The sequence below is a fragment of the Lysinibacillus sp. C5.1 genome (assembly GCF_016350185.1).
In the GTDB taxonomy this organism is placed as follows: domain Bacteria; phylum Bacillota; class Bacilli; order Bacillales_A; family Planococcaceae; genus Lysinibacillus; species Lysinibacillus sphaericus.
In genome coordinates this window covers 3,533,534-3,550,132 of sequence record NZ_CP066226.1, presented here as the reverse complement: position 1 = coordinate 3,550,132, position 16,599 = coordinate 3,533,534, and the positions used below count along the sequence as shown (strand labels likewise).

Annotated in this window: 15 protein-coding genes and 1 other annotated feature; of the genes, 9 read left to right on the top strand and 6 right to left on the bottom strand. The window is 37.9% G+C overall.

All coding sequences use genetic code 11. The features are described from left to right. The first annotated feature begins 131 nt into the window (after positions 1–131). Complete coding sequence (locus I5435_RS17280) at positions 132–938, top strand: alpha/beta hydrolase (RefSeq protein WP_024363705.1); 807 nt, start codon at positions 132–134, stop codon at positions 936–938. A 129-nt stretch (positions 939–1,067) separates the two neighbouring features. Continuing rightward, on the top strand, positions 1,068–2,576 hold the full coding sequence (locus tag I5435_RS17275) for an alanine/glycine:cation symporter family protein (RefSeq protein ID WP_024363706.1): 1,509 nt from the start codon (positions 1,068–1,070) through the stop codon (positions 2,574–2,576). 42 nt (positions 2,577–2,618) lie between these two features. On the opposite strand, the gene I5435_RS17270 is transcribed toward I5435_RS17275, so the two are convergent. Beyond that, positions 2,619–3,245, bottom strand: coding sequence for a tRNA 5-(aminomethyl)-2-thiouridylate-methyltransferase MnmM (locus I5435_RS17270; RefSeq protein WP_108029995.1), 627 nt, complete (start codon positions 3,243–3,245; stop codon positions 2,619–2,621). Beyond that, positions 3,242–4,198: a tRNA modification radical SAM protein MnmL/YtqA gene (locus I5435_RS17265; protein ID WP_337982671.1), complete on the bottom strand. Its 957-nt coding sequence runs from the start codon at positions 4,196–4,198 to the stop codon at positions 3,242–3,244. Before I5435_RS17265 ends, I5435_RS17270 begins: the two co-directional genes overlap by 4 nt. A gap of 293 nt (positions 4,199–4,491) precedes the next feature. Here I5435_RS17265 and I5435_RS17260 point away from each other — a divergent pair, with 293 nt between their 5' ends. From I5435_RS17260 to I5435_RS17250, 3 genes are all read left to right on the top strand, one after another. Then, a complete protein-coding gene (locus I5435_RS17260) occupies positions 4,492–5,679 on the top strand; it encodes an MDR family MFS transporter (RefSeq protein ID WP_024363709.1) in 1,188 nt (395 codons plus the stop codon). A gap of 136 nt (positions 5,680–5,815) precedes the next feature. Next, positions 5,816–6,163: an ArsR/SmtB family transcription factor gene (locus I5435_RS17255; protein WP_024363710.1), complete on the top strand. Its 348-nt coding sequence runs from the start codon at positions 5,816–5,818 to the stop codon at positions 6,161–6,163. 75 nt (positions 6,164–6,238) lie between these two features. Continuing rightward, positions 6,239–7,978, top strand: coding sequence for a SulP family inorganic anion transporter (locus I5435_RS17250; RefSeq protein ID WP_025220350.1), 1,740 nt, complete (start codon positions 6,239–6,241; stop codon positions 7,976–7,978). Positions 7,979–8,029: 51 nt separating this feature from the next. Here I5435_RS17250 and I5435_RS17245 read toward each other — a convergent pair whose 3' ends face one another. Then, positions 8,030–8,614, bottom strand: coding sequence for a transposase (locus I5435_RS17245; protein WP_337982670.1), 585 nt, complete (start codon positions 8,612–8,614; stop codon positions 8,030–8,032). A 251-nt stretch (positions 8,615–8,865) separates the two neighbouring features. Beyond that, positions 8,866–9,084 (top strand) — a binding site (T-box leader). A gap of 92 nt (positions 9,085–9,176) precedes the next feature. On the opposite strand from I5435_RS17245, the gene leuS reads away from it, so the two are divergent. The 4 genes from leuS to I5435_RS17225 all read left to right on the top strand — a co-directional run bounded on the left by leuS (position 9,177) and on the right by I5435_RS17225 (position 13,552). After that, positions 9,177–11,591, top strand: a complete 2,415-nt coding sequence (leuS, locus tag I5435_RS17240) for a leucine--tRNA ligase (protein ID WP_337982669.1) — start codon at positions 9,177–9,179, stop codon at positions 11,589–11,591. A gap of 169 nt (positions 11,592–11,760) precedes the next feature. Next, positions 11,761–11,952 (top strand): hypothetical protein, encoded by a 192-nt coding sequence (locus I5435_RS17235; RefSeq protein WP_337982668.1) that lies wholly within the window; start codon positions 11,761–11,763, stop codon positions 11,950–11,952. Positions 11,953–12,105: 153 nt separating this feature from the next. Then, positions 12,106–12,627, top strand: a complete 522-nt coding sequence (locus I5435_RS17230; RefSeq protein WP_024363713.1) for a sigma-70 family RNA polymerase sigma factor — start codon at positions 12,106–12,108, stop codon at positions 12,625–12,627. Beyond that, positions 12,614–13,552 carry a hypothetical protein gene (locus I5435_RS17225; RefSeq protein ID WP_337982667.1) on the top strand — a complete coding sequence of 313 codons (939 nt, stop codon included), beginning with the start codon at positions 12,614–12,616 and terminating at the stop codon, positions 13,550–13,552. The genes I5435_RS17230 and I5435_RS17225 overlap by 14 nt, the downstream gene beginning before the upstream one ends. 55 nt (positions 13,553–13,607) lie before the next feature. Here the strand turns inward: I5435_RS17225 and I5435_RS17220 are convergent, their stop codons facing one another. The 3 genes from I5435_RS17220 to I5435_RS17210 form a co-directional block, all read right to left on the bottom strand. After that, positions 13,608–14,876 carry a TRAP transporter large permease gene (locus I5435_RS17220; RefSeq protein WP_024363726.1) on the bottom strand — a complete coding sequence of 423 codons (1,269 nt, stop codon included), beginning with the start codon at positions 14,874–14,876 and terminating at the stop codon, positions 13,608–13,610. Continuing rightward, positions 14,857–15,354, bottom strand: coding sequence for a TRAP transporter small permease (locus I5435_RS17215; protein WP_024363727.1), 498 nt, complete (start codon positions 15,352–15,354; stop codon positions 14,857–14,859). The genes I5435_RS17220 and I5435_RS17215 overlap by 20 nt, the downstream gene beginning before the upstream one ends. Positions 15,355–15,507: 153 nt before the next feature. Continuing rightward, a complete protein-coding gene (locus tag I5435_RS17210) occupies positions 15,508–16,554 on the bottom strand; it encodes a DctP family TRAP transporter solute-binding subunit (protein WP_337982666.1) in 1,047 nt (348 codons plus the stop codon). Positions 16,555–16,599: the final 45 nt, after the last annotated feature.

The following is a 16,599-nucleotide window of genomic DNA, read 5'->3' as shown; positions in this document are numbered from 1 at the left end:
ATCGCCTCTTTTCTTTCTTTGATGTAGTATTATCGTATCAAATACGCAATTTTATGCAAATATAATTTTATAATGGTACGAATATTTCGTTATAATTATTGTGTAACTAATTATTTAGGAGGACTATGTGAATGTGGAAATGGGAAGCTGATGGACAAGCGAAGGCTGTGATTGCTATTGTTCACGGTGCATATGAAAACCACCGTTGGTACGCATGGCTGATTGAAAAACTTAGAATGGAAGGCTTCCACGTAGTCATGGGCGATTTACCGAATCATGGGGCAAATGCGAAACTATCACGTGTCCATGATGAGGACTTTAAAGAATACAACAAGTATACTAGGCATTTAATTGAAAATGCCTTTTCATATAATTTGCCAGTATTTTTAATAGGGCATGGACTAGGAGCAACGTTAATACTGCATACCATGCATAAGAGAAAATATGAATGTGCAGGAATTGTCTTGACCTCACCTTGGTTGCAATTGAACTTACAGCCTGGGAAATTATCGAATGCATTAACGAGCTTAAGTGCTTTGACGGCAAGTGTGAAGATGACACATGATATTACTTTCGACAAGTTATCACGTAGTGTCGAAGGTCGCGATGAAATGAAAGACGAGTTTCCTTTTATGTCTGTCATCTCAGTAAAATGGTATCGTGAGTTACAACAGATGATGCGCAATTTAGTGATTATGCCGAAAGCAGAGTTTCCAAATACCCCTATGCTTATTATGACTGGAGAAAGAGATAGCATTACAGAAACTAGACAAACACGTAATTGGTTGCATCAGCAGGAGTTTGCTGAATTCCAATTTAAAGAATGGGCAAAATGCTACCATAATCTGTACCATGAAATAGAGAGAGATGAGATTTTTTTCTATATCCGTGATTTTATTAATAATGCTTTGCGTAGAATTGGCTATATAATTCGATAGAATGTTTCCCCTCCGAAAAATATTGTTGAATAAGATGTATAGTAACTTAAAAATAATGTTGTAATTTTCAGAAAAATGTAATACTATAATGTCTTAAAGAACGAATATTCATATTTTGGGAGGGGTAAGATGGAAAGTATTGTTAGTTTTATGAACAGTATTTTATGGGGACCGTGGTTTATTTATGGTATTTTATTGATCGGTTTATTCTTTTCAATTATTACAAGGTTCCTACAAATAAGACATATTAAGGACATGTTTGTCTTAATGTTTAAAGGGGAAAAATCAGAAAAAGGAATTTCTTCTTTCCAAGCAATGTCGATTGCATTATCTGGGCGCGTTGGTACAGGGAACATTGCTGGTACAGCAACTGCCATTGCAATGGGGGGACCTGGTGCGATTTTTTGGATGTGGGCAATTGCCTTCATCGGTGCAGCGACAGCTTATGTGGAGTCAACATTAGCGCAAATATATAAAGAAGAGAAAGAAACAGAATATCGTGGTGGTCCAGCCTTTTATATTGAAAAAGGGATGGGGCAGAAGTGGTTTGCAATCATTTTTGCAATTGCAGCGTTAATAGCCATGTTAATACTAATGCCTGGTGTTCAATCAAATGCAATAGCAGGTGCCGTTGAAAACGCTTTTGGAATGGAATCTTGGATTACAGGAATTATTATTGTTGTATTATTAGGTGCTATTATTATCGGTGGGGTTAAATCCATTGCAAATGTTGCACAAGTAGTTGTCCCATTCATGGCTTTAGCTTATATTCTAATGGCAATCGTCATTATTTTTATGAATATTTCAGAAGTACCTGCTGTATTTTCGCTAATTTTCTCTAGTGCTTTTGGTGCACAAGAAGTATTTGGGGGAATTATTGGTTCAGCAATCGCTTGGGGGGTTAAGCGTGGTATTTATTCTAACGAAGCGGGTCAAGGAACTGGTGCGCATCCAGCGGCGGCAGCTGAAGTTTCACATCCTGCTAAACAAGGTATTGTGCAAGCGGCATCTGTGTACATTGATACATTATTAGTTTGTTCGGCTACAGCATTTATGATCTTATTTACAGGTATGTATAATGTTCAGAATGAGAAAGCTGCGGAAGGTACAGATCCGTTTATTTACGTTGGTGAATTCAATGAAAATGGCCTTACTGGTGAGGAGCAAATTACCTTTGCGAAAAGTATTAAAGAAGGTGCTGCATATACACAATGGGCAGTGGAATCTTCATTGCCAGGTATAGGTTCAAGCTTCGTAGCAATCGCTTTATTCTTCTTCGCATTTACGACAATTATGGCGTACTACTATATAGCAGAGACGAATGTGGCCTATTTATTCTCAGGGAAAACCGAAAAGATTTTCATTTGGATAGCTAAAATCGCCTTTTTAATTGCAACATTTTTTGGAACGATTCGTACATCTGACCTTGCATGGGCAATGGGTGACGTTGGCTTAGGATTAATGGTATGGATTAACGTTATTGCCATTTTAATTATTATGAAGCCTGCGATTCTCGCATTAAAAGATTACGAGAAACAGAAAAAAGAAGGCAAAGACCCTGTGTTTGATCCTCGTAAACTAGGAATTAAAGGTGCGGATTTCTGGGTTGATTACAATGATAAACGCAAAAATAAATAATGTATAAAAAAGTCCTCTCAATATTGAGAGGACTTTTTTATTTTAATGGCCGTCGCAAGCGGCTGCTTGTGCGTTCAGAATTGTTTGAGCGACTGGCACCGGGAAGTCTTTCATTTTTTCTAATGCAATAACAAATGGTGGGTCGTTTTGTTGGTTTAGAAATTCGTATTTTAACACATGGATATATTTTTGTGGTAACTGACTAACATAGTTGATGACTGCGTCACGTTCTTCTTTACCGCCTGGATGGCCATGGTAAATAACAAGGACAATTAATCCGCCGATTTTTAGCAGTTGCAATAAATCTTGAATTGCAAGAATTGTTGTATTTGGTTTTGTTACGATATCATGGTCACTGCCAGGCAAATAGCCAAGATTGAATATAGCAGCCGCAACTGGTTTTTGAACATGCTTGGCTATATTTTCGTGCCCTGTATGTAACACAAGGGCACGGTGTTCTAATGCATTATCTAGCAGACGGTGCAAAGTAGCATCGACTGCATTTTTTTGCACGTCAAAGGCATAAACTTGTCCGTTATCACCAACAAGTTGAGCTAAAAATAATGTATCATGGCCGTTTCCAGCCGTAGCATCGACAACAGTATCGCCTTCTTGTATCGAGTCTATTAATAATTGCTGTGCATATTGTAAGACGCGTTGAAGCTTCATTTTGTGACCTCGGCATTATAAAATTTACCTTGCCAACTGCCCCGACGTTCTAACTCTGCATCAATACCGTTCAATACTTCCCACTTATTAACACTCCACATTGGTCCAATCATTAAATCAATTGGTCCATCACCTGTTATACGATGGATAACCATTTGCGGTGGTAAAATTTCTAACTGGTCTGCAACTAGTTTTGTATAAACGTCTTGATCTAAAAATTCTAGCATGCCTTTTTCATATTGCTTAACCATTGGCGTCCCTTTTAATAAATGAAGTAAATGGATTTTAATGCCTTGGACATCCAGTTTAGCTACTGCACGTGCCGTTTCCATCATCATGTCATAATCTTCAAGTGGAAGGCCATTGATAATATGTGAGCACACACGAATCCCATGCTTACGCAGCTTTTCAACACCTTCTACATAGGTTGCATAATCATGTGCACGATTAATCAGGTTTGCCGTTTTTTCATGGACGGTTTGTAGTCCCAGTTCAATCCATAAATAGGTGCGTTTATTTAGTTCTGCTAAATATTCTACAACATCATCTGGTAAGCAATCTGGGCGTGTTGCAATGGACAGTCCGACTACACCTTCTTGTGCTAACGCAGCCTCAAATTTTTCCTTTAAAACTGGCAGTGGCGCATGGGTATTTGTATATGCTTGGAAGTAAGCCATATACTTGCCATCTTTCCATTTTTGATGCATTTTGTCTCGAATTTCCGCAAATTGCACATTAATAGGATCGACTTTATTTCCGGCAAAGTCACCTGACCCTGCAGCACTACAAAATGTACAACCTCCGAATGCGACTGTACCATCTCGGTTCGGGCAATCAAAACCTGCATCGAGCGCTACTTTAAATACTTTATGACCGAAGTGATCACGTAAATAGCGATTCCATGTATAGTATCTTTTCCCCTCTGTGGGAAAAGGAAAGTTTGTTTCTGTCATGTATTTCACTCCTCTAACATTGTATTTTATCATGTGCGTAAGGTTCCGTCATGGAGTAAGAATATAAATAGACAGAGACAAATATTAGGCGGCTTTGTTTACTTAAATAAATAATTTATTTTTGTGGTAAAGGAACAGAACTGTTGGCTACTATAACGCATGCATAAAGCACAAAAAAACGGCTTATTTAAGAAGTTTTTTATGAAGAAAGGGTAAATTTATTTTCCTTGTACTTTTTTATTTTTCATCATAAACTAGCTATTTAGAGAAACGAAATAATGGGGGTCAAGGATATGCCAAAAAGTGTTTGGTTTTTAATTATCGGTATGCTTGTGAACACGACGGGCAACTCTTTTTTATGGCCTTTAAATGCCATTTATATGCACGATTATTTAGGGAAATCACTTGCAATGGCTGGCTTTGTTTTAATGTTGAATTCGGCTGCGGGTGTATTAGGCAATCTATTAGGTGGTTTTTTATTTGATAGAATTGGCGGCTATAAATCTATTATGCTGGGCATTTTATTGACCGTTGCTTCGTTAATAGGATTAACAATCTGGCATGGCTGGCCACATTATGTTTGGTTTTTAACCATACTTGGATTTAGTGGAGGAATTGTATTTCCAGGGATGTTTGCCTTAGCAGGAGCGGCTTGGCCTGAAGGTGGTCGTAAGGCATTTAATGCGATTTATTTAGCGCAAAATTTAGGTGTTGCCGTAGGGCCGGCATTAGCTGGGATTGTGGCGGATTATCAATTTGATTATGTGTTTGTTGTTAATTTAGCGATGTATATTTTATTTTTCTTTATCGCATTGATTACATTTAGAGGAATAGATGCGGAAAGTATAGCATTGAAAAATGTAGTAAGTGAAAGTAAACGTATTACAAATAAGGCACCATTTTATGCCTTGTTAATTTTAAGTTCATCCTCCGTGTTATGCTGGCTTGCCTATTCGCAATGGAGTGCAACCATTTCATCCTATACGCAAGATTTGGGATTAGGGTTAAAACAATATAGTTTACTTTGGACGATTAATGGGCTTCTTATTGTTGTTGGGCAACCATTAATCGCACCGCTTGTGCGCCGTTGGGAACATCAACTAAAACGTCAACTAGTATTTGGCATTACGCTTATTGCAGCGTCGTTTGGCATTGTAGCATTTGCTGGAGATTTTAAAATGTTTGCTGCTGCAATGGTTGTATTAACTTTTGGCGAAATGTTTTATACACCAGCTTTACCGACCATTGCAAATCAGCTTGCACCAAAGGGACGCGAAGGTTTTTACCAAGGTATTATTAATAGTGCGGCTACAGCAGGTAGGATGATCGGTCCATTGTTTGGCGGCATTATGGTGGATCAATTTGGTATGATTGCCCTTGTTTCAATTTTAGTAGTTATTGTATTAATAGGCATTTTCCCATGTCTGATCTATGACCGCCCATTATTGGGTGGCAGGCACGCAAACAATTCTGAAAATTAAAGGCGATTTACTTAAAGCGAATGCTATAGCATTCGCTTTTTTATTTTTTTGGATTGAAATAGTTGACGCAAAAGGATACAATCATACATATTCAAATATTTGAATATGTGAAAATGAATGATATGGGGGGATTAACGTGGAAGAAGGCTTACAACAGTTTAAAGCCGATTTTTTTAAAGCCTTAGCACACCCGTTACGGATAAGAATTCTTGAGTTGTTAGTCGATGGCAAGAAAAGTGTGAATGAGATTCAAAGTTGCCTAGAAAAAGAAGGCTCGGCAGTTTCCCAGCAGTTAAGTGTTTTACGGGCAAAAAATATTGTTTATGGGACAAAAGAAGGTAAAAAAGTTTACTATTCTTTAAGTGATCCAATGATTGTTGAATTGTTGCGTGTTGCAAAAGATATCTTTGACAACCATTTAATTCATACAATTTCAAGATTAGAAGAAATGACCGTCAGTGAAAATGACGAAGAGTGCATGTAGGGGATGTAATACATTTACCACCCCTTACTGAACTGGATTCGAAAAACTTAATTATTTCGAAGGGAAGATTATTGTATGAAATCACTGTTTACAGGTCGGTATGAAGGGTATTCAGTTGATCATTTTAAAAAGGACTTATTATCTGGCATAATTGTTGGGATTGTTGCAATTCCACTAGCGATGTCTTTTGCCATTGCTTCCGGTGTAAAACCAGAATATGGGATCTATACAGCGTGTATTGCGGGCATACTTATTTCACTATTTGGAGGTTCAAAATTCCAAATCGGTGGACCAACAGGTGCTTTTGTGCCAATTCTTTTAGGCATTGTCTTATCATATGGCTACGAAAATTTATTAATTGCGGGGTTAATGGCGGGAGTGCTGCTATGTTTAATGGGCCTTTTCAAGCTAGGTACTCTTATAAAATTTATACCACGTCCTGTAACGATAGGCTTTACTGCGGGTATTGCGGTTATCATTTTTACTGGGCAAATAGCTAATTTTTTAGGTTTAACAAATATTACACGTCATGAATATTTTATCGCAAATATGAAAGAGTTGTTCGTGCATATAGGAACAATTAATTATTATAGTATTTTCATAGCGGTTATTTGTCTTGTAATTATCCTTTTAACACCTAAATTTTTTCCAAAAGTACCTGGCGCATTAGTAGGCATTGTTGTTTCTACACTTGTTGCTACCTTCTTTTTTTCAGGACAGGTTGCAACAATTGCTACGGCTTACGGTCAAATTCCTAATACGTTACCGAAGTTTTCAATACCAGAAATCACCTTGGAACGATTACAATTATTGATTGGACCTGCCTTTGTAATTGCCATTTTGGGCGGGATTGAGTCGCTCTTATCAGCAGTTGTTGCTGACGGTATGACCAATACGAAACATAATAGTAATCGTGAGCTTGTAGGACAGGGCATAGCGAATATTATTACACCATTATTTGGCGGGATTCCTGCTACAGGGGCGATTGCACGTACGGCAACCAATATTAAAACGGGTGCTGCATCACCAATGTCAGGTATTATTCATGGTGTGTTTGTATTAGTCACATTATTGTTATTAGCGCCCTTTGCTTCGCATATTCCGTTAGCAAGTATGGCACCAGTACTAATGGTCGTTGCGTGGAATATGAGTGAACAAAAACATTTTGCTCATATTGTAAAAGCGAAATCTGGAGATTCACTTGTATTAATTATTACTTTTTTGCTTACCGTTTTCGCTAGCCTAACGATTGCTGTTGAAGTAGGTCTTGGCTTAGCCGTTGTGTTGTTTGCTAAACGAATGAGTGAGAAGTTAGTTATAGATAAAGTATTACCTGACCATACAAAAAAGAATGGAAAGGTACAACCTTATGTTGTCAATCAAAAGCATGATTGCCCACAAATTAGTATTTATACGATTGAGGGTCCACTGTTTTTTGGTGCAGCGCAAACGTTTGAAGAGACATTACTGCATTCTATGCAAGAACAACCAAGCGTCCTGATTTTACGTATGGGAAAAGTGCCATTTATGGACTCCACAGGTGAGTCTTATTTTAGCAATATCGTGGAGAACTTTACAAAGCGTGGTGGCAAGGTCTTCGTCACGGGCATACAAGAGGACTTAAAACTAGCGCTTATGCGTAATGGATTATATGCTCAAATTGGACAAGATCATTTTTTTGAACATACAGGAGAAGCTATAAATAGAGCATTGACACATTTAGATATGAATAAATGCCTTGGTTGTAAACATTTCGCTTTCCATGAATGTGCTGACTTTTCGAGTGACAGGCACGGAAAAGATTCTGACAATTGATGACGATTGAACAGAAAAGCTCCACACGATGGATTGTCGTGTGGAGCTTTCCTATTGGGGTGCTACATTACATGATTTGCTTTCATGTTCCTCGCAATATTGGCAGTAAGATAGTGAGTGGCGTTGTAATGTTTGAAGAAAAAAGCTATTGAGAATACTTGTATCAAAGAAGGGGAAGTTTGAAGATATAGGATGCTTGTAGAGATAATACGAGCTATAAGGATAGTCCTCCATTTTGTCAACCATAGGGGGAGACGTTGAGATAGGATTGCGGTGAATATAGCGACTAACACTAAGCATGTCGAGTTGTGAGGGAACAAGGTCTGCAAAATATCGACTCTCATATAGATGACAGCAATAGTTGTACTTCTTTTTAAAGTAATTGCTGTAACGCCAGTTAACATTGGCCATCACTTTGCCTAGTGGCACTTTGGGTGAACGAATCAGCAGGTGATAGTGGTTAGACATAACGCAATAGGCAACAATCGTAAACGAATATTTGTGATAAGCATATTGTAATACACGAAAGAAAGCTTCGTAATCTGCTACATTGTGAAAAATAGTTTGACGATTGTTACCGCGTACTACTACATGATGATAATGATCTGGGGACCAAAGCCGTTTTTTTCTTGGCACACGCTATTGCCTCCTTTACTTTTTTCTTTAGCATAAAAAAGCATGTAAAGAACGTCAATTAGACGGGAGTTACGAAAGTAATGACTATTTTTATTTTTCATGTGCATAGAAGGTTGAAATGAAAAATTGTTGGTGAAAATAATCATAGAAAAAATTTTTTTGATAATTGTGTGGAAATTGTGTGCGTGCCAGGCACCATAAAAAGATGCTTGTGCTTTTCAGGACTTTCCATTAGAATAAATGCAATACATGTAAAGACATTGATGAGGAATAGTAAATTTGTGGTTCTTTTTAGAGAGCTAGCGGTTGGTGGAAGCTAGTAAGGATGCAAATTGAACTCGCCTGCTGAGTCTGCATACGTAATATGAAATTTTACGTTTGCCGTTATTTCCGCGTTAAGGAAGCTTGAGCCGAGTGTAATCACTAATTTGGGTGGTACCGCGGGAGTTAAGAATACTCTCGTCCCTTTCTAACAAAGAAAGGGGCGAGTTTTTTTATTTTTTAAATATTTTGTCAATTCTTACGATAAGTGGTACTGCACATACTATAAGGAGGAAAAATAATGAGCTTTAATCATCAACAAATTGAAAAAAAGTGGCAACAGTATTGGGATGTCAACAAAACATTCAAAACCGAAAATGAAATGGATAAACCGAAATTTTATGCGCTTGATATGTTCCCTTACCCATCAGGTTCGGGACTTCACGTAGGACATCCAGAAGGTTATACAGCGACAGATATCCTTTCACGTTTCAAACGTATGCAAGGCTTTAATGTTCTACATCCGATGGGATGGGATGCATTTGGATTACCTGCCGAGCAATATGCACTTGATACTGGGAATGACCCAGCAGAATTTACAGCAAAAAATATTGCGACATTTAAACGTCAAATTCAAGAGTTAGGCTTTAGTTATGACTGGGATCGTGAAATTAACACTACAGATCCAGAATACTACAAATGGACACAATGGATTTTCATTCAATTATATAAAAAGGGCTTAGCTTATGTAGATGAAGTGGCGGTAAACTGGTGCCCAGCTCTAGGTACAGTGCTTGCGAATGAAGAAGTTATCGATGGGAAGTCTGAACGTGGCGGACATCCAGTAGAACGTCGTCCAATGAAACAATGGATACTTAAAATTACAGCTTATGCGGATCGTTTAATCGACGATTTAGAAGAAGTAGATTGGCCAGAATCCATTAAAGACATGCAACGTAACTGGATTGGTCGTTCGGAAGGTGCAGAAGTAACATTTAGCATGGAAGGGTCGGACAAAAACTTTACGGTATTTACAACACGCCCTGATACGCTATTCGGTGCAACATATACAGTGCTTGCACCAGAGCATAAACTAGTGGCTGAAATTACAACAGCTGAACAACAAGCTGCTGTCAATGCATATCTTGAAAAAGTAAAAATGAAATCAGACTTAGAGCGTACAGATTTAGCCAAAGAAAAAACAGGTGTATTTACAGGCGCTTATGCAGTAAATCCGATTAACGGCAAAAAAGTACCAATTTGGATTGCTGATTATGTGTTAGCGACGTACGGAACTGGTGCGATTATGGCTGTTCCTGCACATGACGAACGTGATTATGAATTTGCTAAAGAGTTTGGTTTAGACATCGTTGCTGTACTTGAAGGTGGAGATATCGACAAAGAAGCATTTACAGGTGACGGTCAGCACATTAACTCTGATTTCCTTGATGGTTTAAATAAAGCAGATGGTATTGCAAAGGCGATTGAATGGCTAGAGGAAAAAGGTGTAGGGGAGAAAAAGGTATCTTATCGTCTTCGTGACTGGCTATTCTCTCGTCAACGTTATTGGGGTGAACCAATCCCAATGATCCATTGGGAAGATGGTACAACAACTCCAGTTTCAGAAGCGGAGTTACCATTAATGCTTCCAAAAACAGATAATATTCGTCCATCTGGAACAGGGGAATCACCATTAGCGAATATTACGGATTGGGTAAATGTTGTAGATCCTGAAACAGGCAAAAAAGGTCGTCGTGAAACCAATACAATGCCACAATGGGCAGGTTCTAGCTGGTACTTCCTACGATATATTGACCCTAACAACAAAGAGGCGATTGCTGATCCAGAGTTACTAAAACGTTGGTTACCGGTTGATATTTATATTGGTGGAGCAGAGCATGCAGTATTGCATTTACTATACGCGCGCTTCTGGCATAAAGTACTATACGATTTAGGGGTAGTGCACACGAAAGAGCCATTCCAAAAATTATTTAACCAAGGTATGATTCTTGGTGAAGGTAATGAAAAAATGTCTAAATCAAAAGGCAATGTCGTGAACCCTGATGAAATCATAGAGTCACACGGTGCAGATACACTACGACTTTATGAAATGTTCATGGGTCCATTAGAGGCTTCAGTTGCATGGTCTACTAATGGTTTAGACGGTGCTCGTCGTTTCTTAGACCGCATCTGGCGTTTGTTTGTCAACGAAGAAGGTACGCTATCAGCGAAAGTGCAAACTTCAGACGATAAGTTTTTAGAAAAGTCATATCACCAAACAGTGAAAAAAGTGACAGAAGACTACGAAGGGATTCGCTTCAATACTGCTATTTCACAAATGATGGTCTTTATTAATGACTGCTACAAAGCAGAAGTACTTCCAACAGCCTATGCTGAAGGATTTGTGAAAATACTAGCACCAATCGCTCCGCATATTGCTGAAGAGCTATGGCAACTATTAGGTCATGAAAATACATTATCTTATGAAGAATGGCCAACGTATGATGAGTCTAAGCTTGTGGACGATGAAGTGGAAGTTGCTGTTCAAGTGGCAGGTAAAGTACGTGCTAAAATTATTGTAGCAAAAGATGCTTCAAAAGAAGAAATTGAAAAAGTAGCATTAGCCGATGAAAAAGTACAAGAATATATGGCGGGCAAAGACTTGGTAAAAATTATTGTTATCCCAGGAAAGCTTGTTAATATTGTTGTTAAATAATTAAACAAGAAGCCGTGAAATACGTTGTAAGAAGCGTACTTCACGGCTTTTTTAAATGTCGTTGGTAATAGGAACATTACATGCATTGCGATAAACGAGCCACGTATACAGGGATTGAGCGGAAAGGAAGCAAACAGTATCTTGCTAAAAATGAAGAGGTCGACACGTAATGGAAGACATAGTGGCAGGAATTCAAACGTATGGTAGATGCTACATCGAAAGTAGCACAATTATAAAGTACAAGCATCAACGCCAACAGATAAAATCATATCGAGCGAAAAATATGGCACAAGCATGTAACCTAAAAGGCAAATGTTTAGGAGTTAATGTTAGTTATGGACGAAATAGAAAACAGCTCTAAGCAAATTAGAATGTAAGAAATAGGGACGATTCTAAAGTTTTAAAACGATGCTACGAAAAAAAGTGTCCGAAGCGGGGGCACTTTTTTTGTTAAAGTGAAACCAACTTTAAAAGTTTTACGACTATAGGATGAATGAATAAAGGAGGGGCTCAAGTGAGTGAGCATTTAACAGCCATTATGGAAGAGCACGGCGAGTATTGCCTTCGTGTGGCCTATTTATATGTACGAGATTGGTCGATTGCAGAAGAAATCGTACAAGATGTATTTCTCGCCTACTATTTGCAACAGCATCGCTTTGAACAAAGAGCTTCGCTTAAAACTTATTTAGTAAAAATTACAGTACATAAAAGTCATGATTATTTAAGAAGCTGGAAAAATAAACGCCATCAATTACTTAGCAAATTTCATTTTGGTATTAGTAAAAGAACGCCAGAAAGCGATGTCATTAAAGCGGCGGAACGAGTTACATTGCAAGCGGCATTATTTGAGTTACCTATTACTTATCGGGAAGTATTGATTCTTTATTATTATCAGGAATTAAAAGTACGTGAAATTGCAGATGTACTAGGTAGTACAGAAAATACAGTGAAAACGAGGTTGCGTAGAGCGAGACAACTGTTACAAAACAAACTCGAACGAAGCGATTGGGAGGTGCTAGGCGATGACATCTTTTAAAAAGAAGCTGAATGAGGAAATAGGCGAAACACCACGTTTTACAAAAGGATTAAAGGAGCGCATTGTGCACCAAGCCGCACAACAACAGTACAAACAAATTAGCAAATGGCAATATCCTGCAATAATTGTAGGGATAATGGTGACACTACTTTTTTTGATTGCGAGTGGGCCATGGCAGCAAATGGAATATGTACATCATGCCTCAATTGTTGAACTAGCGCAAAATGAAGAAATACAGCAGTTGTCAATTGCACAAAATTGGTATGAAGATTCATTTAAAGCGGGGAGAACAGGTTGGGTAATAGGGCAACAAGAGTACGCAAAAGGGACTGAGACAAAGCTGTTTGAGAACATGCTTCAAAAGGCAGTGGTAAGACAAAAATCAGAAGAGTATTACTTGATTAATAATTTATGGATAGAATTTAGTAATGGGCAAGTGGTAAAGCTCCAGATGTTTAAAAGTGATGACAAATTTGCCTTTCTCGATCTAAAAACCAATAAATTTTATGAGGTCAATGATGGGGAGGCTATATCCGCATTTACAGACTTTAATTTTAAGAAATTGGACTTTAACTTTTTGGTCTTTCTCGTATGGATTGGTTTCATTTGGCTAGGGGCTTGGGTAGCGGAGAGAGCCGTTCGCTGGAAATTCCATATTCCAAAAGAGCCGAAGTATGTAAATGACAATCATAAGAAAGTCGTATATCTTAATAAGTTTATCAATGTGATTGTGCTGTGTATATTTAACTTAAAATCATGGATTATATTTATTGCTGCTGACTTTGTGCTCATTTTAGTTATATTGTTACCTAATTTAGCAATCGAATATTATTTTGGCAGACATGAAAAAAGACATTACGTAGCATTAACAACTACAACTTACACATCTATTATATTTATCGCTTTCCTTATTTGGATTTTTTAAGTGTCAGGCACCCAAACAAATTCGAAAATTCAGAATAGTTTGGGTGCCTGGCACGTTATTTCATTTGTTCTGGTAGCCAAAGTGATAATTGTGGAAGTACGATAACGAGTGCTAAGAACACAATCATTAAAATAATAAATGGAATAACTCCTTTGACTACTTCTCCGAGTTTTTCCTTCGCAATACCACTTACTACAAAGAGATTTAGACCTACAGGAGGTGTAATCATACCAAGCTCCATATTGATTGTCATAATAATCGCAAAGTGAATAAGGTTGATATCAAAATGAACAAGGATTGGTAACAAGATTGGTAGCGTTATAAGAATAATGGATACTGCTTCTAAGAACATCCCCATGATAAAGAATAAAATATTGACGATAATCATGAAAATCCATTTGTTCAAGTCACTTTCCGCAATCCAAGCACCAACTTGTTGAGGAACTTGTGCGTTCGTTAAATATAAACCGAATAAAGACGCAGCACCGATAATTAAGAAAATCATTGCAGTAATATTAATAGACTCAACTAATACTTCACGGAAGTCTTTTAACTTCATTTCACGATAGATAAATAGTGACACGACTAATCCGTAAAATACTGCAATCACAGCCGATTCAGTAGGTGTGACAACGCCAGAATAGATCGTTCCTAAAATTAAAAACGGTAAGAAGCCACCCCAAATGGCCTTTAGTGATTTCCGCCAGCGAACTTCCCAAGATGCCGGCTCATCGCCATTAAACCCATTGCGTTTTGCATAGAAGATAGCAGCAACGATTAAAATACCAGTTAACGCAAGACCTGGAATAACCCCAGCCATAAATAATTCACCGATAGATTGCTCGGAAGTTATACCATAAATGATTAAAGGAACACTTGGAGGAATTAAAATGCCGAGTGTACCACCAGCAGCTACAAGTCCCATAGAGTAACGCTTTTTATAGCCAGCTGAAATCATGGCAGGAATCATAATGGAACCGATAGCAGCAGCCGTAGCAGGGGAAGAACCGGAAATGGCTGCGAATATCGCACAGGCAACAATGGTTACAACTGCGAGACCGCCAGGGAGATGTCCAATCCAAGCGCGTAATGCTTCTATTAAATACTTAGAAATGCCCCCACGTGCCATAAGTACACCTGCAAGAACGAATCCCGGAATAGCCATCATCGGGAATGAATCGAGAGCTGTGAAAATACGCTGTGGAATCATATTCATATTGAAATCAATTTGGAAGAACACTAAAATCGTTGAAAGCGCTAAGCTGACTGCGACAGGTACACGTAAAAATAATAAAATAAAGAAACTAAGTAAGAGGATTAGCATATTCTTCGTCCTTTCCTCTTAAAATATTGACTAATCTTTCTACAAATCGTAGTAAAAATAACACACCTGAAATTGGCAGTACTAAGTAGACTACCCACATAGGAATGCCGATGTCTAGTGATACCATACCTGATGTATAGCGGTTTTCAACTAAAATAAATCCATAGTACGTATAAATGAAACAAAAGACGATGCTTAAGCATGTTGCCACTAAATCTAAAATTCGTTTCTGGGATGGTTTTAATTTATCGTATAAAATATCTACTTGGATGTGCTGATTGTGACGAAGTGCTAAACCAAAGCCAAGAAATGTTCCCCAAATAATGGCGTAACGTGCTAATTCTTCTACCCAAGCTTGGGGTTCATTAAAAATATAACGCATCATTACACCGTAGAAAATCAGTGCAATACCAGCTACGAAAAAGAATCCAGCAAGGATTTCCTCTAGATACCCCCATAGTTTATGTAAAATATTCATGCGGATGCCTCCTTAAAATATGATGATTGTATTTTCCGATTTAAAGTAAAATGAGAATGCATTCTGTCTATCAATTTTTCGAAATATTGTAAGCGATTTACTTTAAGAAAAAGAGTGAGTGTCGATAAGTCATCGACACTCAATTTAAAGCGCTTATTTTAAATCACGAATACCATTAATTAAATCTTCAGTAATCGCTTTGCCAAACTCTTCGTAAACGGGCTCAAGTTCAGCTTTGATAGCCTCTTTTTGAGCAGCTGTTAATTCAACTACTTCAATGCCAGAGTTCTTAATGTTTTCATACGATTTGGCGTTTTCTTCAGCAGCTAAATCCCAAGCTAACGTTGTAGCCTCATTTAAAGAATCTTCAACCGCTTTTAATAAATCGCTAGGAATTTTATCCCAGAAAGGTTTGTTCACAAAGATAGCGTAGTCAAGACGACCGTGTTCAGATACAGAAAAGTACTTTTGAACTTCTTGGTATTTTTGAGTATCGAAGTTGTTGAACGTATTTTCTTGACCATCTACAGTTCCTTGTTGCAGAGCAGCGTATGTTTCACCGAATGAAATCGTCGCTGAGCCAGCATGTAAAGCTTTAAATTGTGCTTCAAGAACTTTCCCTGCTTGTGCACGGAATTTTAAACCTTTAAAATCTTCAACATTTACAAGTGGGTGTTTGTCATTTGAAAAATGTTTAAAGCCGTTTTCCCAGAATACTAAACCTTTAATATCATTTGCCGCTAATTGATCGGATTCAAGAATGGTTTTTGCTACGTCAGAATCAAAGAATTTACGAACATGCTCTTCGTTTTCAAAAAGGTAAGGCATGTCTACGTATTGCCAACGAGGGTCAATTTTCACCATTTTTGTAACAGATGGAGCAATCATATGTACGTTTCCAGATACTAATGCATCCAGTTCATCATTATCGCCATATAATTGAGAAGAAGGATAAACTTCAACTTTCACTTTACCGTCAGTTTTCTCCTCAACTAATTTTGCAAAAGCATCGGCAGCTTTTCCTTTAACACTGTCAATTGATGTAACGTGAGAAAATTTAATAATAAGCGGTTTATCTTTTGTATAACCACCATCTCCTTCAGCTGCTGGAGCAGAGGCTGTTTCTTTTTTGTCGCCACCACACGCGGCTAATGCTAGTACAAGCACAGCCATCAGTGACATAAGAAGCCATTTTTTCATGTCAAATCCCCCTTAAAGTTTTGATTATAGTTAAAAGGATCCCCT

Bases quoted from the DNA above. Each gene is read 5' to 3' on its own strand.
- I5435_RS17250 (WP_025220350.1), top strand. From the start codon at position 6,239: ATGAAATCACTGTTTACAGGTCGGTATGAAGGGTATTCAGTTGATCAT.
- I5435_RS17210 (WP_337982666.1), bottom strand. From the start codon at position 16,554: ATGAAAAAATGGCTTCTTATGTCACTGATGGCTGTGCTTGTACTAGCA.
- I5435_RS17270 (WP_108029995.1), bottom strand. From the start codon at position 3,245: ATGAAGCTTCAACGCGTCTTACAATATGCACAGCAATTATTAATAGAC.
- I5435_RS17215 (WP_024363727.1), bottom strand. From the start codon at position 15,354: ATGAATATTTTACATAAACTATGGGGGTATCTAGAGGAAATCCTTGCT.
- I5435_RS17260 (WP_024363709.1), top strand. From the start codon at position 4,492: ATGCCAAAAAGTGTTTGGTTTTTAATTATCGGTATGCTTGTGAACACG.
- I5435_RS17265 (WP_337982671.1), bottom strand. From the start codon at position 4,198: ATGACAGAAACAAACTTTCCTTTTCCCACAGAGGGGAAAAGATACTAT.
- I5435_RS17225 (WP_337982667.1), top strand. From the start codon at position 12,614: ATGACATCTTTTAAAAAGAAGCTGAATGAGGAAATAGGCGAAACACCA.
- I5435_RS17235 (WP_337982668.1), top strand. From the start codon at position 11,761: ATGGAAGACATAGTGGCAGGAATTCAAACGTATGGTAGATGCTACATC.
- I5435_RS17220 (WP_024363726.1), bottom strand. From the start codon at position 14,876: ATGCTAATCCTCTTACTTAGTTTCTTTATTTTATTATTTTTACGTGTA.
- I5435_RS17280 (WP_024363705.1), top strand. From the start codon at position 132: ATGTGGAAATGGGAAGCTGATGGACAAGCGAAGGCTGTGATTGCTATT.
- I5435_RS17275 (WP_024363706.1), top strand. From the start codon at position 1,068: ATGGAAAGTATTGTTAGTTTTATGAACAGTATTTTATGGGGACCGTGG.
- leuS (WP_337982669.1), top strand. From the start codon at position 9,177: ATGAGCTTTAATCATCAACAAATTGAAAAAAAGTGGCAACAGTATTGG.